The sequence below is a fragment of the Aquibacillus rhizosphaerae genome, from assembly GCF_030282825.1.
GTDB lineage: Bacteria > Bacillota > Bacilli > Bacillales > Amphibacillaceae > Aquibacillus_C > Aquibacillus_C rhizosphaerae.
Genome location: NZ_JASTZU010000053.1, coordinates 27,001 through 50,941 on the forward strand (window position 1 = coordinate 27,001; position 23,941 = coordinate 50,941).

Sequence of the window (23,941 nt, forward strand, 5' to 3'; positions counted from 1 at the left end):
CATGGTTAAGTGTGCGCTTTAAATAGTTTTCAAAAAACAAGCCTATTCTCGTTAAGGAGAATAGGCTTGTAATCTATCATTTATGAAACAATTGAAGCATTCTCTTTCTATATACGATAACTAATCCAGCTAAAAGTAGCATACTTCCTAGTGCCATAACGTTCCAGTTACTAGTTGCAGTGTCTGGGAGTCTATCACCTTCATCGTCATTGTTTGAACTAGCTACCTTTTCTGAACGATTATCCTCATCTTTATCTGAACCCGAGTCTTGTCCATCTTCGTTGGTGTCCTTGTTATCTTCAGGTTGTTCCGCACTTGGCTCTTCTTGTTCATCATCTGTATTTGGCTCTTCTTGTTGATTATCTGGATTTTCTTGTTCATCACCAGAGTCATCTTTGCCATCGTCCTGTCCGTTATCATTGTCTTGACCATCATCATTACCTTGGTCGTCGTCATTATCAGAATCTTCATCTGTAGTCGCTTCCCCTAGCGCGTACACGGCAATTGTACCAGTTACTTCGTGTGCAGCTAGTAATAGCTCTTGTCTAATTGGGCTTTCCTCTGCTGTGATAAACGTTAATCCTTCAGGTGCAGAATCGCCGCTCTCTGTGGTCACTTTTGCATCTTGGCCATGAAAAATACGGCTAGAAAAATAACTATCAAATTTTGGCGCTGTTGGATTTGATAAATCATAAACCATAATACCGCCTTGACGTTCTAATCCGATGAATCCATAGTCTTTTCCTTGGACATGTCCAGAAATCACACTTTCTGGTTCTGGTCCTTTATCATCACTTCTTGAGTCAAATCCATCATCATCATTGTTAGTGTTAAAGTAATCAGGATAAAAAGTCGACATTTTCTGTTCGAAATCGTCTCCACTATCATATACTTGCTCCAAGCTTTCAGCGTCCCAAATCGAGAAGGAACGAGCGCCGTATCCGTAGACTGCTTCATACTTCCCATTTTCATTTGTTGGGTGAGAAGTGGAACTTGTAAGTCTTCCTAACTGTTCATTTTCAAAAAGGCCATTTGCAACCATGTCATCTAATTGTTGTTGCGTGTAGCCCGCGTACAAGTCGGCATTTAGTTCATAACCAATATCTTTAGCAATATCCTTCACACGCTCTTCTTCAGAGAACCCGTCCCAATCCTGTGCATCACCTTCATTCGCAGTCAGGATGTATGATTTTCCATTCGCTTCAAACATAGCCATGCCGTCTGGTTGATAGATAGAAAGTACTGGCCAGTTTTGAAGATTAATACCATTGTCCTTATTAGAAGCGTCTAACATATGATTAGTTGAAAAGTCTTTATAACCTAAACTTTTGACCTGAACAAATTGTTTAGCATTAATGTCTAATTTTGCAATGGCATTGTCTTCTTGTATCCCGACATACGCATACTGACTAGCATGATCAACAATGATATACTCTGGCTCTAGATCCTCCGCATAAGTACTATCTGGGTGAACTTTTCTAATGTCATCAGGAATAGTAACGTCAGAAAAATCAACAGTAGTGACAGCACTTTGGTCAAGTTGTTTAATATCTCCACTAACATCAATAATACTAACGGAACCATGTGGATTTACTGTGTAATCATCATTTGGTTCTCCTTCATTGGCTACAAGTGCTTTTGAACCATCTGGAGAGAATGTAACCATATCTGGTGAAGCGCCTACTTCAACATTAGCTAACGAGTTACCATCTGTATCAAGGAATACAACGTATCCATTTTCGGTTTTTGGATCAGCAGGTGCTGTAATTGCGATATAGTTCCCCTCTGGATCAATCGCAACGCTAGTTACATCACCTGCTTCCACTCCAATTTCACTTAATGGAATTCTTTTCTTAAGAGGAATGGTCGTCTGATTGTCTTGCAATACGGATAAATCTAGTATGTCTAGCGCTTTTTCTGCTCCGTTTACAGAGAATGCTTGATAGTTTTTAGCATCATAGGCAACGATTTCCGTACCGCCATCATCAATTTCCGCTCCACTAGCGTAGCGCGCAACTAACTCAACAGCTAGTCCATTTTCATTTTCTGAGAAATATGTAAGTTCTTGATTTGCTGCAAAAGCATGCATCGGGGATGTAAGAAGTAATACAGATGATGTCATCGCAAGAATACCTTTAAAAACATTCTTCATAATTTTCCTCCTATTAAATTTATTATGTTTGTAGACACAATTTAATAGTATAGAAAGATTATTAAGATAAAGTTAAATTACTGTTAATTAATGTAAATGCGAAGAGGGGGAACCGTCCCCTGCTTCCTTCCCTGCTTCCTTAGTTTTGTGGAATTAGGTAATCAATTACTTCGCCTATTTTTAGACTTTGTGTGTGGGTGATTGTAATGTTTTCTGTTGTTAACATTTGTTCGAGATTAGGTAAGTGATTTGTTATGATTTGTTTTGAATCATACATGACATCAACTGTATTAGTGTGATTTATAATAGATTCTTTAAGATCACTAACCCAGACTCTCGCCCAATTTTCATAAATATCATCTTTATTCATCGAATTTACAATCTTACCGTCATGTAATACTATCAGAATATCACTTAAGTGCGTAATTTCATCGACACTATGTGTAGCAATAATCGTACTTCGTGTGCCATCTTCCATGAATTCTATGATGTCTTCTTTCATCTTTCGTTGTGATTTAATATCTACACCCGAGGATGGTTCATCTAAAATGAGTAACTTCGGATTATGACATATCGATAAGATAAACTCAACCTTCTTTTTAATTCCAGTCGAACACCTTCCAAATTTCATTCGCTCATCAATCGCATATCGCTCGCAAAAATAACGATATCGGTCTTCATTCCAGTTATCATACCAATAAGAAATCATATGCGAGAGTTCTTTTATAGAAATATAAGGGAATGCATCTAATAGGTTACCAGCATAACCTACACTTTGTTTAAATTGGGCATCATCAACTTGTCGGTCTTCTCCAAAAAAGGTTATTTTTCCTTCATCAGCATGAAGAATATTCAATAATAATCGAAATAGAGTACTTTTACCAGATCCGTTTTCACCTATTAAAGCTACGACAGTACCTATTTCCACATGGAAGTCTACAGTTCCAAACGTAAAATATTTAAAATCCTTACTTAACCCTTCAACTGATAGTAATGAGGTATTCACTCCATTTCCCCCTTCTGATCAAAGTGTTGCTTAAACACTTTATCAAAAATCTCGATAATTTCTTCCTCTGTACATCCAATTTGTTGCGTCTGCTGTATAGCCTTTTCAAATGTATACATTGCTATCTTAAGCTTTTCATTATCTTTATCTTTTCCTTCTAACTTTTTCACAAAGGTACCCTTGCCTTGAACAGTCTTAATGAGACCTTTATTTTCTAAATCCTGATATGCCCGACGTGTCGTAATAACACTACACGCTAAGTCGTGGGAAAGAACCCGGATCGATGGAAGAGGCGTATCTGGAGGTAGTTGTCCGCTTATGATTAATGTCTTAATTTGTGTTTCAATCTGATGATAGATAGGTTCTCTACTATCTTCTGACACTTTAATCGGTAGTTGCATGTTACCCCCTCCATTTCATTATAGATAGTCTCGCCTGCGTAAACGATTAGATAGTAAGTAATACCAAAAAGTGCAACCGGCAATCCCTATAAGTAGGAAAGTGATAGCAGGAATCCATTGGTATTCTTTAATCATTAATAAACTTAGCTCTACTACACTACGGTCAGTAATTCTTCGGAAAAAGTACCAAAATAAAAAGAAACTAAGGAGTATTATAGTAGGGACGATATACAATACTCTACCATTGGTACCATATTCAATAAAAGAATTATAGCCTCCAATTGCTAGTGCATAACCAAACCAAAAGACCATAAAGCTCATCCATTCCATTGGTGTCAAATAGGTAGGACTAAGCTGTGTTAGACCAATACTAATAATAAGATAAAAAATAATAGATAAGGATAGGAATGTTATCAACATAATAATAATCCTGCTTAAAGCTAGTGTTTTTATTGAAATAGGTAGCGCACGAAATAAGGCCATTCGTTTGCTAAATGGATCTTCTTTTATTGTGCGAAACGTTAAATATGGACTAGACATAAAGATAGCAGCAAAAGATGGTGTAATGAGGAGGAATATTAAGTCTAAAAAAAGGCTTTTATAATCCGTTGATCCTTCCCCGAAAATATACTCTACTGCCATACTTAGCTGTAACGTTGTAGCCGTTGCAAAGAAAGAAGTAACTGCCATCGTGAATAAGAATGGAACGAATTGCTGTTTTATTTCTTTTCTCGCTAACCACATTGCTTGTTGTATCATAGACAACCCTCACTTAGATTTTTATTTTTTCTGGATAACTGTCCGTAATCCTCCAGAAAATAGTTGTTTTACAAAGTGTAAACGACGAATTAGGGACGTAGACTTAAACCACCTAGTGTTGTGGTAGCTATCACATCACTAGTATCGTCTAGAGTTAAATCAACACGATGTTTCCAATTATTCAAAGAAGTCCTTAATCATATTTCTGTCCTCAAAACCTAATAAATCTATACCAAAAAAAGCAAGTACAGCAAATAGAATACTCCAAGTGGAGATGCTTGCAATCATCCAATACGTTGTTCTGTTTTTTGATCCACCTGAGGTTAAACAGAAAAATGTTGTTAAATGACTTCCAACGAATAGCGGACCAATAAAGGCGAGTCCTGGTAGTCCATATTTATTCCATAAGTTTTGTGCTCTAGCTGTACGTTTACTAGAAGTATCTTGACCTTTTTTCTTTTTACGATTATTTCTCCATTGCTTAATTTTATCTATGAACATAACAAGGAGTAATATAGTCAATATATTACCTAATAAACCAATAATTAGCGCAGGCACAATGGAAAGTCCTGCAAGGATAGAAACGGGAATAACTCCCCACGCTTCGAAAAAAGGTATCGCTGATAATAAAAACACAAATCCATAAGCTATAAATAATTCAGTAAAATCCATCTTCATCTTCCCCTTAAGTGTTATAGTGTATATATCGATATAAACACCATAACAGCTATATCTAGTTTTGTCTAGATTTTTTTGAATAAATAAAGGAAGCAGGGGACGAGTTCCCTACTTCCTTATGGTAAAGCTAGTGTATTTTCGAAATAACAGCTACATGGTAATTGTTTGCAGCGCTTTTTTATTTGTGTTGCTTGTGCAACGATTTCTTCCACAGTTTGATAGCTTGTATGCTTATTGGAGACTGCTGCAATGGATACGGAAACTAAAGGTATCTGGTCCATGGTTCCAGATCGATTTTCTGATGTTATGTATCCTTGAGTTAAATGCTCGGTTGAATAAAATTTACGGATTAGATAATCAAATTCATTTATAATTGTCCCACATAGGCTATGAATGTCATGGTGATACAAGATAGCAAGAAAGTCATCTCCGCCAATATGTCCAAGGAAGTTAATAGGGTCATGGATATATTTTTTTAATAGTAAAGCTGTTTCTTGAATGAGATTATCCCCTTTTGAGAAACCATATACATCGTTATAAGTTTTGAAGTTATCTAAATCAATATATAGTACAGTATATTTTTGGTGATTTAAAATAGTTTGTAACTTCTCGGAAATAATTTGATTACCCGGTAATCCTGTAAGTGGATTCATATTTGTTGCAATCTTTGACTGCGTTTGTGCTAACGTCATTAGTAATTTTTGAATACTGACAACTCCGTAATACTGGTTATGTTTTGCGACAACAATATGGTCGTAGAGATGTTCATTTTTTCGTTCCATGGCCAATTCACTTACTTTAAAAATAGAAGTGGAGTAGTCAAAGATAAGGATATTCGTATTCATTAGTAATTTTACTGATCTTCCCATATATATATTGTATCCATACAATGTTCCAAGTTTTTGATAGAAATTAGTTCGTGTAATTAATGCAATTGGAATGTCATTTTCCACAACAACTATTCCTTGATTGCTCGGGTGTTCATTAAATAATTTATCTACTTTATCATTCGTTGTGGATGTTGTTACAGTTAGGGCTATCTCGGTAATTTCACCAATGAACGTATGCATTTACAAACTCCTCGGCATTGATTAGTGGTTGTGATTAGGTGAAAGATGTATCATCATAGTTACTGAAACTGTTGACTCGGCATTGCTAAACCATATCCCTGTCCTAAATGCACACCGCTTTTTTTCAAAAATTGAAGGTCTTCCTTCTTTTCTATCCCTTCTGCAAGTACTTTCGTGTTGGACTTTCTAGCAAACTCGACGAGTAAACCAATCAATTGTTGTTGGGACTCATTACGGTGGATATTATGAATTAAAGTTCGATCAAACTTTATAAATTCAGGTTTAAGGTGTACCAGTGTTTTTAAACTGTTAAAACCACTTCCTGCATCATCGATTGCGATTCTAAATCCTTGAGATCGATAATTAGATAATACGCGTTCAAACATTGTAAAGTCCGTGACGGCAGTTTTTTCTGTTAATTCAAATACTACTTGATTTGGTGATATCTCGTGTTGTTGCAGTAACTCTAATGTTTCACCACTTTTATAGTTTGAATCGACTAATACTTGAGGTTGTATATTGATAAATAACAAATGATTTTTTTGTTGTGGATGCTTTTTAACTTCACTATGGAATTTCTTAATAGCTAAATTTCTGGCAAGCTTTTCAAAATGGAATACTTGGTTGGTATGACCAATAAAATCATAAAAACTTTCCGTAGTAGGAAATTGTTTCGATTTTGGTGGTCGATTTAATGCCTCATAACCAATCATTTGTTCTGATTCTAAATCGAGGATAGGTTGATAATAAGTAGACAAAGACTCAGATTTCATTATTTTCTTTAGCTGCATAAATTTCAAAAAATCATTTGCTTTCGATAACCTTTTTACATGTGAATGATTTAGGTAGGAGAGAATGTCTAAAATACTTAATTTTGAAAATAATGAGTTATCCATCATGCGCTCCCTTTATATAGTTATTGTAGAATGTCAATCATTTTCTTAAGTATAGGCATAGTTACGTTTGCTCAGCTTTATACGAGGTAAGAAGGTCCTATAACGTGAACGCTTAATCTTTACTTACTAGGTAGCCCGGATAGAGGGGCAATTGTGAAACTAAAATAATTCCTGCGTGATCGATAATTTATTAGAATCATTAACTTTTAAAAATAATATTTATTATAGAACGAAGTAAATTCTGGAATCTAGTCTTTTATGGATGAATGTCCATTAAATAATGATGTATTCTATCATACTAAATATATATTAATAGCATAGTATTTTTACAATAACTTTACCGAAAATTAATATATTCTGTGTCTGTGGAAAACTGAATTTAAGATAGTTGTGGAGCATTAAGTTGAATAAAAAAGGAGACAGGAAATCGTCCCATGCTTACCTCCACCCTTCATTTGGAAATTGTACAGGTTAAAATAAATAACAAGGGTTTTAGCTGAAATGTAAAGTCTTGGTTGAGGTGAATGGTCGTTTTATTTATATATGAAAAATTGTACTTTACAACACCTTCTTTAAAAGTTAGCATATAAAAGATTGGTATAAGATAGAGATAAATGGAAGGAGGTGAAAGTTATGAATTTCAACGATTTAACAAGTTTTAATAAAATGATTACACCTACAATTATTAAATTCATTTTTTGGGTTGGTGTTGGTTTTTCAATTATATCTGGACTTATTCAAATAGTAGCTGGTATTAGTTCTCCATGGGGAGGTGGTGTTCAAGTTATCTTGGGCTTGATCACATTGGTAGTGGGACCTCTTTTAGCTAGAGTGTATTGTGAATTAATGATTGTGATATTTAAAATGCATGAAACTTTACGAAGTATTGACGGGAAAATTATTAATAAAACGGAAGATTGATATTTTGAGAGTAAACTCCTTTTTGTGAACAAATTTTTACTTAGAGGATTTACTCTCATTAAATTTAATGCTTTACTTCAAGGATATCTCCATGAGTTGTATGAGGAGATATCCTTTTTTAATTTGTAGATTTTGATTGCAGCTATAATTATTCCTTCGTTAGTTTTAGAACTGTGTTCGGTTATTTCAGAAGAATAGCTAGTGCGTTGAAAGTATCTACAATTGATAACAAGACTTTATTGAATTTGCTTTCTGTTTCGACAACATCTTCACTTAATTGCTTGGTTGTATTCTTCGTACCTCAATGTTAACAGTCTGCTAGTGCGATCGTATAAGTTTTTAACCCCTAAACTGATTTCATCAGATGCTTATGCTGATTTAGAGGCTCTTAAATTTATTGCGATGAAAACTGAAGTTGGAGAATAAAGGTTTTAGCTAGCACGGAAAACTGCACTTTTAGCTAAACTGAATGTTTTATCAAATGACCGTTATCGGTTATTATTGTATATATAAAATTTACATAGAGTTGGTGGAGCATGAAAAACGAATTCGAACATTTAAAGCTTGAGAATCAAATTTGCTTTTTACTTTACGCAGCATCAAGAGAAATGACGAAACAATATAAACCGCTCTTGGAGGATTTAGGTGTTACGTATCCACAATACCTTGTTTTATTATTGTTGTGGGAAAATGACCTACTCACTGTTAAAGAGATCGGCCAGATGTTGTATCTAGATTCCGGAACACTAACTCCAATGCTCAAACGGATGGAGGAACAGTCTCTATTGGAAAGAGAGCGCTCTTCAAGTGATCAAAGGTCTGTTTTCGTTAAACTTACACCAAAAGGTTACGATCTTAAACAAAAGGCAAACTGTATACCAAATCATATTCTATCTTCAACTGGAAACAGTGATCAAGAAAACCAGTATATGAAAACTGCCCTTGTTCAACTTTTGGAAAAGCTGAAGGAAAGTAAATAATACAGTAAATAGAAAGAAACGTTCACTTCAAAAGTGAACGTTTTTTTCTATTATTCTACAACTTCTAATGTTACTTCGATATTATCTTTTGTAGCTTTTGAATATGGACAGAAAGCATGTGCCTTATGAACAAGCTCTTCTAATTTCGTATGTTCGACACCGGCACCTTTCACTTGTAATTTTACAGCTAGCTTAAACCCTTGATCCGTTTCATCCTTAACTAGACTGACATTTGCTATTACTTCCGATTCAAACGATACTTTCTCTTTTTTTGCAATCATCTGCAACGCACTGTCAAAACATGCGGAGAATCCAGCAGCGAATAGCTGTTCAGGATTAGTAGCATCAGGTATTTTTTTCTTTCGAGGTGTGCCAGGCATAGCAACGTCAAGATTAAGATTCCCCTCTAAAGATTCGACTCGTCCGTCTCTACCACCGACAGCTTTTACAGATGAAGTAAATAATGTATTGGTCATGTTTATTTCTCCTTTTATATTATTAGTATTTTTAATTGTGCACAATTTAATTGTACACAATTAAAAATATAAGTCAATACATTTACTTTGAAGAGGGGATGGAAACGTATCGTGCACTTTAATATTCTCATGTTTCTAATAGAGAGCCAGTTGAACACTCTCCATAGACTTAGCTAAATAACCGTTAGTGAAATAAGTAAGTGGAGTGGTGCCAGCTACTAGGGGGATGTTTGAAGTAGAAGTAGTCTAGCCAGAAAAGGAACCGAGGAATCAATCCCTGTTCAATCATATGCTTCTGCGTAAAAATACCTAAAAAATATGAGAGCTATTGTTGAAACCATTGAATGTTAGGAATAATGTACTGCAATAAGTGTGTATCCATTTTGAAAAAGGCAAACTTGTCGAAAGGTAAGGACGCAAAACTAAGGACCTAAAGCTTGATAAAGTTATGGTGGCCTAGTTACCGAATAAAGTGAAGTGCTTTTATTCTAAGTTTCTAGGGGGCGTTGTTTATGCGGGAGTTTGTTAAAAGAATTATAAAATGTCGAATGAGAGGCATCCATAAGATTAGTGTTAGTGAAGGTATTTGTGTTCGCTGCAATTATAAAATAAATGAAGATTAAAGTCATGCTTGAATTTTATAAAATAGGTAGTGTTTAGTGTAAAAAGTCCCAATCGATGGATTGGGGCTTTTTTGTTATTAGTTTTGCTATAGTCTCTTTTTAGCAAATCAAAAAATAATATAAGAGACCTATTACACTTTCAACTATCGATATTTCCACTAATTCACCTCGAACCATTACTCGTTTTTTTCAGGTGTATTACACGTAATTAGTATGACTTGCTTTTTTTGTTATCCTCAATTACCTCTATTTAATCAACATTACATTTTTCATAAAAATATCTACTTCTGATTTCTAAAAAACAGGAGTATGGTCATAGTTTATTTATTATCTTTATCTTCAGGAACATATTCTAATATATCTCCTGGCTGGCATTCCATTGCATTGCATATTCCTTCCAATGTTGAGAAGCGAATCGCCTTGACTTTTCCTGTTTTTAAATTGGAAAGGTTAACACTAGACAAGCCAACTTTTTTAGCTAGGTCGTTTAACCTCATTTTTCTATCTGCTAATACGCGGTCTAATCGAATGATAATGGCCATGTCTTCACTTCCTTATAAAGTTGTATCGTGTTCATTTTGTAAGTAGGCGCCATATTGAAAAATTTGTGCCACAATTAAAAGTAAGAATCCCCCTACTATACCTGATAGGGATATAGTGGTTAAAGTGATACTAAAAATGTTTGTAACAAATATCCCGATAGCTATGCTGATAATTACTTTACTAAACAAAGCATATCCGATTACGACATAGGCTAGATGTTTAAAACGCTGCACATTTTTATGGCTAAAAGGTGTATCATCATCTGTAATTGAGGTGAGAATTTTTTTTATTTGTATAGCTCCATAAAGGAAAGCGGGCATGGATGTTAGGGTATGTGTTGAAAAATAGGTGATATATGCTGCTTTTGCCTCCAATTCAAACATACTTGGGAAAGATGGTTGTAAGATGGCGAAAGGAACTAGAGAAGAAAAAGAGATATTTCCATTAGTAGATACATTTCCTTTAGTATTTACACCTAATGACCAATGACCCACACCCTTTTCAGCGAAGAAAGCTTGTTCTGGTAAAAAACTAGCCCATACAAGAAGCACGATGGACGCGATAAAGTATAAAATGTTAAACCATATAATTACGTTTAGTACAGTTATGATTTTAAGCGACAGTTTTTTCGAGTTTGCAATGTTTGTTGTATTCATTTTTTCACCTTCCTTAATTCGGTTATTACTGTTCATTGTATGTGTTTTATATATATTAATCAATATAAATTTAATGATAAACATTATTTTAATAATGTTATACTGCGTATTTGTGTACTACCTTAGAGATAATAGCCCGTACTTTGGCCCGTCTTAATATGTTTTTATTCAACTCCTTATAAGAATTAATTCTATATAAACAAAGCCAACTCGAAAAAATCCAAAAAGAAATAACGGATTGATGATTTATATCCGTTTATACGGAAGGCTAATTCCAAGACATGAGATTTTAATAGCGAACATGTAAGAAAAAATAGAAAAGTCAAAAAAATTTAGCAATGATTCATTAGTGGAAACATAGTATAACAATGTTGAAAATAACACTTATAATCAACTACAGAAAGTACCATTATCTTACAGTATTTGACTAAAATTCTAATTAGTAGTATAAAAGTAAAAGGTAAAATACTATGAATCTACTATTTTCGACTAAGATCATGTTCACATGAATATTGTTAATCGTTGGTAGGCTCGAGATAAAATGTATAAAAGGGGGAAATAAATTGGAAAAGCAGAGTAAGACGTTTTCTAAAAAATTTATATGGATAGCTTCCATTGCAGCTATCTTGATTGTAGGTGCAAGTGTGGCTGCTGCAACTATATTCAATAAGAATCCAAAGGAACAATTTTTTAGTGCAGAAGTGAATTCGTTGAATTTTATGAAGGATGCAGTCGAAGAACGTTACAATGATGAATTGGATTGGGTAGAAGCGACTAAGGAGAAGCCTAGTGAAACTACAATGGAATTGTCAGCAGAATTTAACGATCCTTCAGGCTTCGATTCGACTGGTATGCAGGAGTTTATTAATAGCTCAACAATTACCCTAACTAACGGATTTGATCCAAAGAATAAAAAAATGACTCTGGAAGCAAAGGCAAGCATGGCGGGAATTTCCTTAGAAGATATTAAATTCTTTTTATCATCGGATAATGTGATGCTATCGCTACCGTTTCTTGAAAAAGTTATCGAGGTGAAAGAAAGTGATCTTCCCGACTTAATAACTCAATTTGATCCAACGGGTGCAACAGCAGTCGAAGAATTTGAATTCGATAGATTTTTTAATCAAAAACTGATGAGTGAAGAAGACATCAAACATATTCAAGAAACATACGTTCAAATGATATATAAAGAATTACCAGAGGATGCTTTTAGTGCTGAAGATGATACGGTTGATGTAGATGGTGAACAGGTCGAGGCTACAAAACTTTCTCTTCAACTGTCTGAGCAACAGCTGAAGGATATCATCGAAAAGGTGCTTACAGCATTAGAAAATGATGAAAGACTAAAAGAATATTTGAAAGAGCAAATGGCGTTAGATCCAGCTATTGCAGGTACTTATACTTCAGAAGATATGGCACAACTAATAAATGACTTCGATACAGGTATTGCAGAAGCTAAGAAGGAGTTAAAAGATTTACAAATTCCTAACGGCTTAACTGCAACGGTATGGACTGAAAATGATTTAATCGTTAAACGAGATTTTTCCATTGAAATGGCACCGGCTGGAGAAGAATTAGTTACATTCACCATTGCAGGTACGCAGCTATTAGAAAAAGAAACGCAGGTGTTTGACTATGAACTTGGGTTTGATGATGGTACAGAAGCAGATAGCTTAACGCTAACTGGTGATCTCTCATGGAAGGACGGCAAAGCGGATGATTCCATCACGGTTTCAGCAGCTGGTGTTGAACTTTCTTATACGGGTGCAGAACAAGTTAACGATGGTACAAGAGAATTTGATCGTCAGTTCGCGTTTAATGATTCGGCCTTACCTTCTGCTTTTCAATTAAACTGGAATGGGTCATCCACCTATGATAATGATCAAATGAATTCAACTCATAACTTTTCTGTCGTTGGTGAAGGGATAAGTGAGGATATATTCCAATTAAATGTTAGTAATGATGCTGAGTTAGTGAAAAGTATTGAATTTGACACCGGTTCTAAAGAAGTGCTTGATTTAGGTTCCATGAGTCAAGAGGAAATTCAAATGTATATCATGGAAGAAGCAGGTCCTCAGTTGGAACAGTGGATGACGCTCTTTAATGCAGGTTATTAATGAACGGAAGTGTTTAGCATGGTTAGTGTAAGCAGAACTTTCTTTTTTATTAAACAATATCAAAAACAGCTACAAAAGAAGTGGAAGTCTCTTCCTCTTCTTTTGCTGTTTCCAATTCTCATCATAGGCTTGTGCTTTTTTGTTGTTGTGTCCTTTTTTCTACCGGAAGAAGAACAGGCAATCGAAATAGGATTAGTCGATTTAGATGGGTCGGACGAGACAACAATGCTTGTAGATATGATTGATGATGCCACCTTACTTGGGTCTTTTATACATATAAAAAAATACACCGAACAAGAAGCCGAAAAAGCGATAGATACGGATAAAGTTAGTGCTTATATTACGTTTCCAGAGAATTTTACAGCAGATCTATTTCAAGGTCGTTCCGTTGAAGTGCCGATAATCGGAAATTCCAATAACCCAGTGGAAAGTTATATAATTAACGAATTAATTAACAGTATGACACGGTATATTGCATCTGCGCAGGCGAATATTCTTACCATTAACCAATATGCAAAGCAGCTGCCTATGGAGGAAAAGGAAAGAGAAGAGATGCTTTTTCAACAGTTTAGTCAGTTTATGCTCTACACACTATCCAAAGATAAAACAGTTCATGAAGAAGAAATTACGAACTTAACCACGTCTTCTCCCACTCATTATTACTCACTTGCTGGATGGTTTGTATTGATTACGATATGGATGCTTGGAATGTATATCCTATTAGGAAAAGAAGAAGGATCGGCGATGTGGAACAGGATGAAGTTATACGGAGTTACGCTATTACAAAGAATAACCTCCCGTATATTAGTCTCTCTATTCTACGGGCTTCTCCTTGCAATGGTTGGGTTTTATTTGTTTATTTCAGTGATGGATATAGAATTTTACTGGAATGATTACCTTCGTATTGCAATCTTAATCAGCTTATATAGTGTGATTTTTCTAATTGGATTGGCATTAATTGACCTTTTATTTTCATCTAAAAAAGTATCCTTGATTACACAGATTTGCTACACAGGACTTGTGTTGTTCCTTAGTGGAGCGATTATACCTTCTTTATATTTTCCGGAAAAAGTAAAAATAGTGGTGCCGTATCTTTTCTCAAACCAAGCCTTTCAGTGGTTAACAGAAGTTGCGATTGATGGACGGCTGTATGCGGATTATATGGTATTAATCTTGATAGCTGCAGCTAGTTTATGCCTGTTGATTGCCTGCTCCATGTGGAAGGAGCGTGTAGAATCATGAAATCTATACTGATGACAAGGTGGATGCATTGGCGTAAACAATGGTTAAGTTTAATTGTATGGCTACTGTTACCGATTTTAGCAACAGCAGTATTTATTACAGTAGCCGATCAGTGGCAGGAGGACACGAAAATTCCTATTGGACTGGTCGTGGAGGATGACTCCACAATGGCAGAAGCGTTAGTCCAATCGATCGGAAGTACGTCACTTCTTCAAATTGAAAGAATGGATAAGAATCAAGCGCTAGTAAAGCTTGAACAACATGAGTTAGATAGTGTGTTTGTTATTGAGGATGGATACCAAGATAATATAAAGGAAAATAATCGGAATGAGGTCATCACAGCTTATTCTTCTGATATGTCAATTGCTTATATGCCAGCAAAAGAAACGGTTGCATCATATGTACAACAGGATGCAGGAAGCTCAAAAGCGGCACTTACAATCAAAGAGATGGTTGCAGAATACGATACAGAGATGACCTGGACGTGGGAAGAAATTGTTGAGACAAGTAATCAAATACGTAAAGAACAGTCGCTACTACATTCCAGTTTTTCTTTTTATAATCAGAAAAATCCTATTGAAGGAACCAAGGAGATTTCCTTGTGGAATATATGGGGTGTTTGGTCCTTATTTGCCTTCTTTACCACCTTTTTTATCTTTGATTGGGTAATTAAAGAGAAACAATCGCGTATTAAAGTGAGGCTTTCTCTGCTTCGTTTCTCTTTTAAAGCATACTTGTTAAAGAATTGGTGCATTTATCTAGCACTATTTATTCTATTTGATTTGATTAATGCTAGTGTACTAGTCGTCTATTTTGATCAACCGGTAGAGGGCTCACAAATGTTGGCGATGATTGGGTTTCGACTGACGATGTGTATGGCTGCCTTTTTATTTGCACAATGCTTCAAAACAAGCTTTTATTACTATATAGCAGTCATACCTGTTACCCTTTTTATGGCTATTATTGGAGGGGCATTGATTCCGATTGATGGATTATCGAAGGACTGGTCGTGGATTACCTACTTAAGTCCAATCCAAGCCTTTTTAGAAGGGAATATGGTTAGTGGCTGGATGATTGTTCTACTCATAATTTTCTTTATTTGGTATTGGAGAAAGGAGAAGGCCTATGCTTAAAGTCGAAGCTTTATCGAAGCACTATGGTTCGAAAAAAGTGCTATCAGATGTTTCGTTTCAAATAAATCCGGGAGAAGTTGTAGGTCTCGTTGGTGAGAACGGAGCTGGTAAATCAACCTTACTTAATATACTAGCTACACTTATTTCTCCCGATAAGGGCAACCTTAGTTTTGATGATCATAGCTACGATTCAGATCTACAGAAGGTTAGAAAGAAAATTGGTTATATTCCACAGGATATTGCGGTATGGGAGGATTTCACAGTAGAGGAGAATATGGTTTTCTTCGAACAGTTATCTTGGAAGAAAAAGTCCAAGGCAGAGCTGCGCCAGCTGTGTCAGAATATGAAGCTTGAACAATGGAAGGAAAAAACGCAGTCGCTATCTGGTGGGATGAAGCGGAAATTGAATATCGCGATTAGCCTTATTCATGATCCAGATATCCTTTTGTTAGATGAGCCAACTGTTGGGATCGATTTAAAATCGAGAAAAGAAATTGGTAGCTATTTACATGGTTTAGCCAAACATGAAGGAAAGACCGTTATTTATACATCGCATGATATGGAAGAAATACTGTCCTTCTGTGACCGCGTTTACTGTATTGGTGAGGACCCTTTTTATAAGGAATTACTTGAAGAGAATGGAAAGCTAGTGCAAGTGTTATAGTCTTAGTAATGTTAGAGCTTTTGTATTTTTTGATACAAGGCTCTATTTTTTATTAGTTTTAAAAGAACAAAAGACACGAATAAACTAATATTTTATTATTCACATCTTTACATAATACTTTGAAGTGACAAAAAAGAGAGGTACTAGACACCGCCTGTTTTTTTGAGAATGCTGTCGAAAAGTATAATAGTTAAAATTGAAACTTATTATTGTGATGTGTCGTATATACTGGGAAAGAAAGAGAATTTAACGTGTTGGCAGAGATAATCTGTATTTATCATGAAGGAGGATGGTTTATGCTAAAAAAATGGCTAGCAAGTGTTGGAATTGGTAATACAAAGATTGATACACAGTTAGATGATGACAAGCTAATACCTGGTGAGATCTTTAGTGGAAAAGTTGTGATGCAAGGTGGGAATACTGAACAGCAAGTTGACCGAATTTATCTTTATGTCATGACAGAAGCGCTTAGAGAAAGAGACGACAAGAAATTCTATGAAAAAGTTGTGCTGGAAAAGTTCGCCTTAGCCGATTTTTTTACAATTGGAGCAGGGGAAAACCGTGAAGTAGAGTTTAACTTTACCTTACCACTGAACACGCCTCCAACTTTAGGACGTACAAAAGTTTGGATTCAGACTGGTTTAGATGTGCCAGCAGCAATAGATCCAAAAGATATAGATTTTCTCTCTGTAGAAGCTCACCCAACTATGCGGACTGTATTAGATGCATTAACAAATGAATTAGACTTTCAATTATACAAAGTGGATATGGAATACTCGAAAAGGTATGACTACATACAGGAATTCGAATTCCGTCCGAGTAGAGAGTTTAGGGCAGATTTGGATGAGTTAGAGGTGTATTTCTTTTTAGCCTCTAATCAGGTGGAATTAGTTCTTCAAGTAGATCGTCGCGCTAAGGGTATCGGTGGATTTTTTGCAGAAGCGTTGGAGATGGATGAGAGTTATACAAGACTCACTCTCTCACATAATGAATTAGAACAAGGCACAGCCTATGTTGCTGATAGATTAAGAGATACGATTAGGCAATTCATTTAAATCATATCTTGGTGAAAAAGATTATAAGGTAAAAACTTATTAAGCCGCAAATCTTTCTAAGAGGAGCTGAAAAAATGGTTGTTGTTATTTTTATCTCAGTATGTGTAATTATTGGGATACTCATAAAAAGTGTTAGTGGATCAGGCAATAACTATCAAAGTGGAGATATACATTCCCACAACCATAATTCGTCAAACAATAGCTATCATTCTTTGTCGGATGATAATCACGACTTTTTTGATGGAGGAGATGGTGGAGGCGGAAGTGATTAGTTTTGACTCCCATTATGAAATATTTAAAGCAATAATGAATGTGTTGGAACTAATTAAACAATAATTTGTCTATCCTGTAACTGTGGATAGGCTTTTTTATATCAAAAAGAGCAATCCCTCTAGTATAAAAGGGAGCAGAGAACCGCCCCTGCTTCCTACTGCAAATAAGATAGTCCTTTATTGGTGAGGTTGTTAATGAGTTCGGCTATTTCCTTTGGTGTTTTATCCATTCCATTTTTTAGCCAATTTTCTAAAATATGAATGCTACCACTAATTGTGAATATACTTACATATTCGGAGATTTCTGAATCGATTGGATAGGCGGATAACCAATTTTTTACCGTGTGATCACTTGCGACCATCATCACGCGCTTCTTGAATCCTGAATCCCCATGTTCACTAAATAGCGTTGTGCAAACATCACTGTTTTCTGCCACGTATTCAACAATCTTTTCTGTCATTTGTAGTGTTTGGTCATCTTGATTGTAATTGTAGGACGTAAGTGTTTCATTCATATCTGCGATAATTTCTTCCTCTATTTGATTAAGAAGGTCAAACTGATCCATATAATGAGAGTAGAATGTTGACCTGTTGATGTCTGCAAGTGTACATATTTCTTTAACTGTCACAGTTGAAATGGATTTTTCTTTTAACAACTTCATTAAACTTTCCTTCAAAACCATTCGCGTATATTTTTTCCGTCTATCAAGCTTAGAATGCAAACGCTGACACCTCTTTTTCTTTTCAATTATCCAACAAAAATAACGTTTGTGTTGTGAAAATAACACATGATAATAAACTGTTTGTTGAATATCCAACACGGTGTCATTATAATGGGAAAGGTAAATCAATGCAAGAAGGGGATGGTTTCGATCGACATAGCAGCACGAATATTAAAACATAAAAAGTCAGTTGTTATTACTTTTATAATTATTGCCGTCGTCAGTTCTATCGCGCAATTTTTTGTGTCGGTCAATTACAATATGGTAGATTACTTGCCAGATGATGCGCGATCAACAACTGCAATGGACATCATGGAAGAAGAGTTTGATGGCTCTGTTGCAAATACAAGAGTCATGATCAACGACGTTACGGTCCAAGAGGCACTCCAAGTTAAAGAAGAGCTTGCAGCCATTGATGGAGTGAACAATGTAACGTGGTTAGATGATGCGATTGATATAAAAACCCCGCTAGAAATAGCTGATAAGGATACGGTTGAAACCTATTACAAGGATGAAAAAGCGATTATTTCCTTCAGTATTCGAGATGGTGAAGAGGTACAAATAACCAATGAAATCTATGAATTAATTGGTGAGGAAAATGCCATGGCAGGAGAGGCGCTTGATACGGCTATCTCTCAAGAAATGGCTGGATCCGAATCGATGTATGCAGCGGCATTGTTAGTCCCAATTATTATTCTAATTTTAGTCATTTCTACAACTTCATGGTTAGAACCGTTGTTTTTCCTGACAGCGATTGGAGTCTCCGTTCTGATTAATTTAGGAACAAATATTTTTGTCGGAGAAGTCTCCTTTGTAACCCAATCGGTTGCACCAATCCTGCAACTTGCGGTCTCACTCGATTATGCGATTTTCTTGCTGCATAGTTTTTCAGATTACCGGAAAAAAATGGCGGATCCTAATGAAGCGATGGCGCTCGCCATTAAAAAATCGTTCCCTGCGATTGCAGCTAGTGCAGCGACGACCTTTTTTGGCTTTATGGCATTAACATTCATGAACTTTGAGATTGGTTCTGACTTAGGATTAAATCTTGTCAAAGGGATTGTGTTGAGCTTCGTAAGTGTGATGGTATTTTTACCAGCACTAACGCTTTTATTTTATAAATGGATTGATAAAACACAGCACAAACCGTTGCTTCCAAGTATAAGAAAAATCGGTAATAGTGTTGTTAAAATAAGAATACCTGCATTGATACTCGTATTCCTGCTAGTTGTTCCGGCATTTTTAGCACAGAGTAACACGACTTTTACTTACGGGACTGGGGGGCATCCAGAGGAAACGCGGGCTGGTAGTGACCAAATTAAAGTCGAAGAGACATTTGGAAAATATACTCCCTTGGTGTTACTCGTTCCAAGAGGGGATGTCGCCAAGGAAGAAGAGCTTGTACAAGAACTAGAAACGCTCGAGCCGGTGACAAGTGTGCTTGCTTATGTCAATACAGTCGGTTCGGCAATTCCGCCGGAGTATTTGGACGAATCAATAACCGAGCAATTTTATTCAGAAAATTACAGTCGAATCATTCTTCATACGGACGCAGGAGCAGAAGGTGACGAGGCCTTTTCATTAGTTGAAACGGTGCAGGCGACAGCTTCTGACTATTATAGTGATGATGCTTATTCCCTCGGGGAGAGTGTAACTTTATATGATATGAAACAGGTTGTCCAAAAAGATAATACAGTTGTAAACTTGCTGACAATTATCGCGATTGCACTTGTGCTGTTGGTGACATTTAAATCAGTTTCTATTCCGCTCGTGCTGCTACTTACGATTCAATCTGCAGTATGGATTAATTTAGCTGTTCCTTACTTTACAGATTCACCTTTGGTTTATGTGGGATATTTGATTGTCAGCACCGTACAGCTTGCCGCAACGGTCGATTATGCGATTCTTCTCATGGAAGCTTATAAAGAGAATCGAAGGGAAATGACAGCTTTAGAAGCCATTAAGAAAACAATCGGTGAGAAAATATTTTCGATTGCCATTTCAGCTTCGATTTTATCAAGTGTTGGCTTTATTTTATGGATAACGTCAACGAATCCGATTGTAGGATCAATTGGATTATTGCTTGGAAGGGGAGCGTTACTTGCGTTTATTATGGTTGTTTGTTTCCTTCCTGCCATGCTTTTAGTGTTTGATAAAGTGATTGAAAAAACGACTTGGAAAGCAAATTTTCATAAAAAATAATTCGTGGGATGGAACAAAGCCCCGGCTGAATGAAAGTTTTAATAAAGGAGAAATGATAATGAGAATAAAACGAATACTTCTTGTCTTTATGGCTACTGTTCTTGTCTTGCCGTCATTTCTAACTGTGTCTCCCAACAAGGGTATAGCAGCGGAAGATCCATCAGGAGAATATGCTACAAAGGATGAGGTAGTGTACGGGACGCTTAGTGCCACTGGTGAAAAACAAGAGATTTATATCGTAAATATTTTAGATGTGGTGAAAGCAGGAACCATTGTCGATGAAGGTACGTATTCTAATCTGAAAAATTTAACTGATTTATCGGAAATGGAACAAACAGGTGATACAGTCGAATTTACCGCACCAGAGGGTAAATTTTATTATCAAGGGAATAAAAATGATGCACAATTACCATGGAATATTAAGATTTCCTACTTATTAGATGGGAAGGAAATAGCTCCAGAGGAACTTGCTGGTAAAGACGGACATGTAGAAATTAACATCCATACGTCTGCCAATGAGAGTGTTGATAAGGCATTTGTTGAAAACTATCTATTACAAATATCGCTTAACCTAGAACCTGAAATCTTTAACAACATCAAGACTCAAGATGGAATGGTTGCTAATGCAGGTAAAAACAAACAAGTAACATTTACCGTAATGCCTGAACAAGAAGGTGACCTTAGCATTGAGGCGGATGCGGTTGATTTCGAAATGCAAGGCATGGAAATAGCAGCCGTTCCACAATCGATGTCGATTGAAGCGCCAGATATGGATGAAATGACTGGGGAAATGAAGTCATTAACCGATGCAATTAAAGAGATAAGTGACGGTACTGGGCAATTAAATAACGGTGTTTCCGAATTAAACAACGGTGTAGCGGGCTTGCGAGATGGGTCTGGACAGTTTAAACAGGGAATATCGGATATTAACGGAGCATCAAACGGACTGATTAATGCTTCTGTATCGATTGATGAAGGTCTAGCTAAGATGAGTAACTCTCTTGGTGAGAGCTTAGGTGAGATGGATTTAACCGATTTGAAAGAACTTCCTGAAGGACTTTCGCAATTAGCAGATGGACTTCACCAAACAGCAGATGGATTAACAAAACTAAATGAGAACTACACAAAAGCTTATAGCGCATTAGATGAAGCTATGATGGCAATTCCTGATCATGAGATAACACCTGACGAGATTGAAGAATTAAAGAAAAGTGATGCAAATAAAGAAGTCGTTGATCAATTGGTCGAGACGTATACCGCTGCTCGCAAGGCAAAAGGAACCTATGCCGAGGTGAATGAGGCATTCGTTGCTGTGGAACCAACGCTTACAAAAGTGAGTGGCTCAGTTACGGAAATGGCAAACACAGTCGACGGGATGTCGACGGAGATTGCTTCTTCACTAGAAGGCATGGATATCAAAGCGTCTTTAGCGGAATTGCAGAGTGGACTGGAGACAATGTCTGCTAACTATAAAGATTTTCATGGTGGACTTGTAAGCTATACGGATGGTGTGGCTCAATTATCCCATTCATATAAAGACGTCCACTCTGGAATCGTAGAGTTGTCAGGTGGAACTGGTGAACTAGAATCTGGTGTAGATGAGCTTGATAACGGTACAGACACATTATATGAATCTACCAAAGATATGCCTGAAGAAATGCAAAAGGAAGTTGATCAGATGATTGCTGAATACGATAAATCTGATTTCAATGCCGTATCGTTTGTCTCAGGTGAAAAAGAGAAGATAAACTCAGTACAGTTTGTGATTAGTACAGAAAGTATTGAGAAAGAAGAACAAGAATCTACTGAAGAGGAAGTAGAAGAAGAAAAGGGATTCTGGGAACGTTTGATGGATCTTTTTAAATAGAAGCAGGGGACGGTTCTCTGCTTCCTAATCCCTATAAATCCGGAAGTATTTGATTGTTTAGAATTCAGGAACTACAAGATCTAATAGCCATCTAATGGTTATAATCTTGTAGTTTTTATTTTTTTTTTAAGATAAAAAACTCCACCATTAATCCTCCATTAATGCCATTTTCAGTTTTAAAAAATATATTAATAAAGACTTCAAATGAATAACAGGTATCAAGGAAGCAGAGAACCGTCCGGGACCAGTGAAAAAGTCTACGAATTTAACTCAATTATTCAAATTTACTAAAATTTAATAAATTCCACCAAAACTTCGCGATAATTCAACGAGAAAAAACCCCCTGAATGGTATAATTAGTATGACCAAATACCAAACCATTAGGGGGTTTTTTCTATGCTTCGACTAGAGCCAAAACAATTAAGTCTTCATTCTATATTATATAGTAAAATACCAGAAAATCATATACTTAAAACCATTTCAACTGTAGTAGATTTTAGCTTTATCAATAAATTACTAGAGAACAGTTATTGTAAGCAATTTGGACGACCGGCGAAAGAGCCGGAATTGATGTGCAAACTTCTTTTTCTGCAACATCTCTATAATTTATCTGACGAGAAAGTTATCGAAGAAGCCAGCTTGAATTTAGCTTATATGTACTTTATCGGTATTAATCCTGAGGACGATCTTCCTGATAAAAGTCTGCTTTCGAAGTTCAGAACACAGCGTTTAGTAGAAGGATCCCTTGATGAGATGATTACGGAAATTGTTAAGCAATGTGTAGATAAAGGCATCATTGAGGGAAAGAGTGTAAGTATAGATGCCACACATATGGAAGCCAACACCATTAAGAAAACCCCAGAGCGTCTGATGAAACATTTGGGTAAAAACATTATGCAGACCTACGAAGAAGAAACAGGAAAACCGTTAGAAAATGTGCCATCGGCACCTAACTATAAAGAAATTGAGGACCACAACGAAGCGAAAGCTGTGATGAAGGCTTATTTGGAAACAGTGATTGATCAAGCAGAAGAAAAGACTTCTGAGAAAGAATCAAAAACGTCAGAAATCATTCAAAAGGCAAAAGATATTCTTGCTGACCCTAAATTTATGCATCAAAAAGGAGTGCGTTCTCTCATTGATGAAGATGCACGAGTTGGTCGTAAAAGTAAAACCCAAGGTTTTTATGGTTATAAAACGGAGTTTGTCATGACAACAGATGAACGAATTATTACATCTGTTCGAACCGCGAATGGTGCTTATATGGATGGAAGTTATGCCAAAGAAATGTTGGAAGAAACAAAGCGATCTGGTGTGAAGGTGGAAGAAGTCTACGGTGACAAGGCCTATTTCAGAAAGGCAATTCTGAATGTTATAGAAGAAACAATGGCGAAGGCATATATACCAGTAAGTCACTCCGTATACAGAATAGATGAAAGCGAATATACCTATAATAAAGATTCGGATGAATGGTATTGTAGTCAAGGCAATACGACTGTAGACAAA

The 23,941-nt window shown here is 36.1% G+C and carries 22 protein-coding genes and 1 riboswitch; of the genes, 11 read left to right on the forward strand and 11 right to left on the reverse strand.

Features of this window, described 5'->3' with window-relative positions; genetic code table 11:
- Positions 1-76 precede the first annotated feature (76 nt).
- From QQS35_RS16695 to QQS35_RS16725, 7 genes are all read right to left on the reverse strand, one after another.
- Positions 77-2,152, reverse strand: coding sequence for a choice-of-anchor I family protein (locus QQS35_RS16695; RefSeq protein ID WP_285933367.1), 2,076 nt, complete (start codon positions 2,150-2,152; stop codon positions 77-79).
- 139 nt (positions 2,153-2,291) lie between these two features.
- Positions 2,292-3,158 (reverse strand): ATP-binding cassette domain-containing protein, encoded by an 867-nt coding sequence (locus QQS35_RS16700; protein ID WP_285933368.1) that lies wholly within the window; start codon positions 3,156-3,158, stop codon positions 2,292-2,294.
- Positions 3,155-3,559, reverse strand: a complete 405-nt coding sequence (locus QQS35_RS16705) for a GntR family transcriptional regulator (protein WP_285933369.1) — start codon at positions 3,557-3,559, stop codon at positions 3,155-3,157. Before QQS35_RS16705 ends, QQS35_RS16700 begins: the two co-directional genes overlap by 4 nt.
- An 18-nt stretch (positions 3,560-3,577) precedes the next feature.
- The gene (locus tag QQS35_RS16710; protein WP_285933370.1) at positions 3,578-4,318 is read right to left on the reverse strand and encodes a hypothetical protein; all 741 of its coding nucleotides are present in this window, start codon (positions 4,316-4,318) and stop codon (positions 3,578-3,580) included.
- A 177-nt stretch (positions 4,319-4,495) separates the two neighbouring features.
- Positions 4,496-4,990 carry a small multi-drug export protein gene (locus tag QQS35_RS16715; RefSeq protein ID WP_285933371.1) on the reverse strand — a complete coding sequence of 165 codons (495 nt, stop codon included), beginning with the start codon at positions 4,988-4,990 and terminating at the stop codon, positions 4,496-4,498.
- Between the two features lie 122 nt (positions 4,991-5,112).
- A complete protein-coding gene (locus QQS35_RS16720; protein WP_285933372.1) occupies positions 5,113-6,066 on the reverse strand; it encodes a GGDEF domain-containing protein in 954 nt (317 codons plus the stop codon).
- Between the two features lie 59 nt (positions 6,067-6,125).
- Complete coding sequence (locus tag QQS35_RS16725) at positions 6,126-6,962, reverse strand: EAL domain-containing protein (protein WP_285933373.1); 837 nt, start codon at positions 6,960-6,962, stop codon at positions 6,126-6,128.
- A 633-nt stretch (positions 6,963-7,595) separates the two neighbouring features.
- Here QQS35_RS16725 and QQS35_RS16730 point away from each other — a divergent pair.
- Positions 7,596-7,883: a DUF4282 domain-containing protein gene (locus QQS35_RS16730; RefSeq protein ID WP_285933374.1), complete on the forward strand. Its 288-nt coding sequence runs from the start codon at positions 7,596-7,598 to the stop codon at positions 7,881-7,883.
- Positions 7,884-8,419: 536 nt separating this feature from the next.
- A complete protein-coding gene (locus QQS35_RS16735; protein WP_285933375.1) occupies positions 8,420-8,863 on the forward strand; it encodes a MarR family winged helix-turn-helix transcriptional regulator in 444 nt (147 codons plus the stop codon).
- Positions 8,864-8,913: 50 nt separating this feature from the next.
- Here the strand turns inward: QQS35_RS16735 and QQS35_RS16740 are convergent, their stop codons facing one another.
- From QQS35_RS16740 to QQS35_RS16750, 3 genes are all read right to left on the reverse strand, one after another.
- The gene (locus tag QQS35_RS16740; protein ID WP_285933376.1) at positions 8,914-9,339 is read right to left on the reverse strand and encodes an organic hydroperoxide resistance protein; all 426 of its coding nucleotides are present in this window, start codon (positions 9,337-9,339) and stop codon (positions 8,914-8,916) included.
- Between the two features lie 381 nt (positions 9,340-9,720).
- A riboswitch (cyclic di-GMP riboswitch) is annotated at positions 9,721-9,807 on the forward strand.
- Between the two features lie 475 nt (positions 9,808-10,282).
- Complete coding sequence (locus QQS35_RS16745; RefSeq protein WP_285933377.1) at positions 10,283-10,504, reverse strand: helix-turn-helix domain-containing protein; 222 nt, start codon at positions 10,502-10,504, stop codon at positions 10,283-10,285.
- Between the two features lie 12 nt (positions 10,505-10,516).
- Positions 10,517-11,161, reverse strand: a complete 645-nt coding sequence (locus tag QQS35_RS16750) for a DUF2975 domain-containing protein (protein WP_285933378.1) — start codon at positions 11,159-11,161, stop codon at positions 10,517-10,519.
- Positions 11,162-11,724: 563 nt separating this feature from the next.
- Here QQS35_RS16750 and QQS35_RS16755 point away from each other — a divergent pair.
- The 6 genes from QQS35_RS16755 to QQS35_RS16780 all read left to right on the forward strand — a co-directional run bounded on the left by QQS35_RS16755 (position 11,725) and on the right by QQS35_RS16780 (position 17,644).
- Entirely contained in the window at positions 11,725-13,278 is a 1,554-nt protein-coding gene (locus tag QQS35_RS16755; protein ID WP_285933379.1) for a DUF6583 family protein, read from the forward strand.
- Between the two features lie 18 nt (positions 13,279-13,296).
- Entirely contained in the window at positions 13,297-14,520 is a 1,224-nt protein-coding gene (locus QQS35_RS16760) for an ABC transporter permease (protein ID WP_285933380.1), read from the forward strand.
- Positions 14,517-15,653, forward strand: a complete 1,137-nt coding sequence (locus tag QQS35_RS16765; protein WP_285933381.1) for an ABC transporter permease — start codon at positions 14,517-14,519, stop codon at positions 15,651-15,653. The genes QQS35_RS16760 and QQS35_RS16765 overlap by 4 nt, the downstream gene beginning before the upstream one ends.
- Positions 15,646-16,317 (forward strand): ABC transporter ATP-binding protein, encoded by a 672-nt coding sequence (locus QQS35_RS16770; protein WP_285933382.1) that lies wholly within the window; start codon positions 15,646-15,648, stop codon positions 16,315-16,317. Before QQS35_RS16765 ends, QQS35_RS16770 begins: the two co-directional genes overlap by 8 nt.
- Positions 16,318-16,613: 296 nt before the next feature.
- The gene (locus QQS35_RS16775; RefSeq protein ID WP_285933383.1) at positions 16,614-17,372 is read left to right on the forward strand and encodes a sporulation protein; all 759 of its coding nucleotides are present in this window, start codon (positions 16,614-16,616) and stop codon (positions 17,370-17,372) included.
- A 74-nt stretch (positions 17,373-17,446) separates the two neighbouring features.
- On the forward strand, positions 17,447-17,644 hold the full coding sequence (locus tag QQS35_RS16780; RefSeq protein ID WP_285933384.1) for a hypothetical protein: 198 nt from the start codon (positions 17,447-17,449) through the stop codon (positions 17,642-17,644).
- Between the two features lie 155 nt (positions 17,645-17,799).
- Here QQS35_RS16780 and QQS35_RS16785 read toward each other — a convergent pair whose 3' ends face one another.
- Complete coding sequence (locus tag QQS35_RS16785) at positions 17,800-18,306, reverse strand: TetR/AcrR family transcriptional regulator (protein WP_331490816.1); 507 nt, start codon at positions 18,304-18,306, stop codon at positions 17,800-17,802.
- A 171-nt stretch (positions 18,307-18,477) separates the two neighbouring features.
- Between QQS35_RS16785 and QQS35_RS16790 the strand changes: the two genes are divergently transcribed.
- The 3 genes from QQS35_RS16790 to QQS35_RS16800 form a co-directional block, all read left to right on the forward strand.
- The gene (locus QQS35_RS16790) at positions 18,478-20,568 is read left to right on the forward strand and encodes an efflux RND transporter permease subunit (protein ID WP_285933386.1); all 2,091 of its coding nucleotides are present in this window, start codon (positions 18,478-18,480) and stop codon (positions 20,566-20,568) included.
- Positions 20,569-20,626: 58 nt separating this feature from the next.
- Positions 20,627-22,435, forward strand: a complete 1,809-nt coding sequence (locus QQS35_RS16795) for a YhgE/Pip domain-containing protein (RefSeq protein WP_331490817.1) — start codon at positions 20,627-20,629, stop codon at positions 22,433-22,435.
- A gap of 396 nt (positions 22,436-22,831) precedes the next feature.
- Positions 22,832-23,941: IS1182 family transposase (locus QQS35_RS16800; RefSeq protein WP_285931612.1), on the forward strand; the 1,110-nt coding region annotated here is incomplete at its 3' end.

Excerpts from the sequence above, each read along its gene's own strand:
- QQS35_RS16695 (WP_285933367.1), bottom strand. The coding sequence starts at position 2,152 with ATGAAGAATGTTTTTAAAGGTATTCTTGCGATGACATCATCTGTATTA.
- QQS35_RS16705 (WP_285933369.1), bottom strand. The coding sequence starts at position 3,559 with ATGCAACTACCGATTAAAGTGTCAGAAGATAGTAGAGAACCTATCTAT.
- QQS35_RS16710 (WP_285933370.1), bottom strand. The coding sequence starts at position 4,318 with ATGATACAACAAGCAATGTGGTTAGCGAGAAAAGAAATAAAACAGCAA.
- QQS35_RS16715 (WP_285933371.1), bottom strand. The coding sequence starts at position 4,990 with ATGGATTTTACTGAATTATTTATAGCTTATGGATTTGTGTTTTTATTA.
- QQS35_RS16720 (WP_285933372.1), bottom strand. The coding sequence starts at position 6,066 with ATGCATACGTTCATTGGTGAAATTACCGAGATAGCCCTAACTGTAACA.
- QQS35_RS16725 (WP_285933373.1), bottom strand. The coding sequence starts at position 6,962 with ATGGATAACTCATTATTTTCAAAATTAAGTATTTTAGACATTCTCTCC.
- QQS35_RS16730 (WP_285933374.1), top strand. The coding sequence starts at position 7,596 with ATGAATTTCAACGATTTAACAAGTTTTAATAAAATGATTACACCTACA.
- QQS35_RS16735 (WP_285933375.1), top strand. The coding sequence starts at position 8,420 with ATGAAAAACGAATTCGAACATTTAAAGCTTGAGAATCAAATTTGCTTT.
- QQS35_RS16740 (WP_285933376.1), bottom strand. The coding sequence starts at position 9,339 with ATGACCAATACATTATTTACTTCATCTGTAAAAGCTGTCGGTGGTAGA.
- QQS35_RS16745 (WP_285933377.1), bottom strand. The coding sequence starts at position 10,504 with ATGGCCATTATCATTCGATTAGACCGCGTATTAGCAGATAGAAAAATG.
- QQS35_RS16750 (WP_285933378.1), bottom strand. The coding sequence starts at position 11,161 with ATGAATACAACAAACATTGCAAACTCGAAAAAACTGTCGCTTAAAATC.
- QQS35_RS16760 (WP_285933380.1), top strand. The coding sequence starts at position 13,297 with ATGGTTAGTGTAAGCAGAACTTTCTTTTTTATTAAACAATATCAAAAA.
- QQS35_RS16765 (WP_285933381.1), top strand. The coding sequence starts at position 14,517 with ATGAAATCTATACTGATGACAAGGTGGATGCATTGGCGTAAACAATGG.
- QQS35_RS16770 (WP_285933382.1), top strand. The coding sequence starts at position 15,646 with ATGCTTAAAGTCGAAGCTTTATCGAAGCACTATGGTTCGAAAAAAGTG.
- QQS35_RS16775 (WP_285933383.1), top strand. The coding sequence starts at position 16,614 with ATGCTAAAAAAATGGCTAGCAAGTGTTGGAATTGGTAATACAAAGATT.
- QQS35_RS16780 (WP_285933384.1), top strand. The coding sequence starts at position 17,447 with ATGGTTGTTGTTATTTTTATCTCAGTATGTGTAATTATTGGGATACTC.
- QQS35_RS16785 (WP_331490816.1), bottom strand. The coding sequence starts at position 18,306 with ATGAAGTTGTTAAAAGAAAAATCCATTTCAACTGTGACAGTTAAAGAA.
- QQS35_RS16790 (WP_285933386.1), top strand. The coding sequence starts at position 18,478 with ATGGGAAAGGTAAATCAATGCAAGAAGGGGATGGTTTCGATCGACATA.
- QQS35_RS16795 (WP_331490817.1), top strand. The coding sequence starts at position 20,627 with ATGAGAATAAAACGAATACTTCTTGTCTTTATGGCTACTGTTCTTGTC.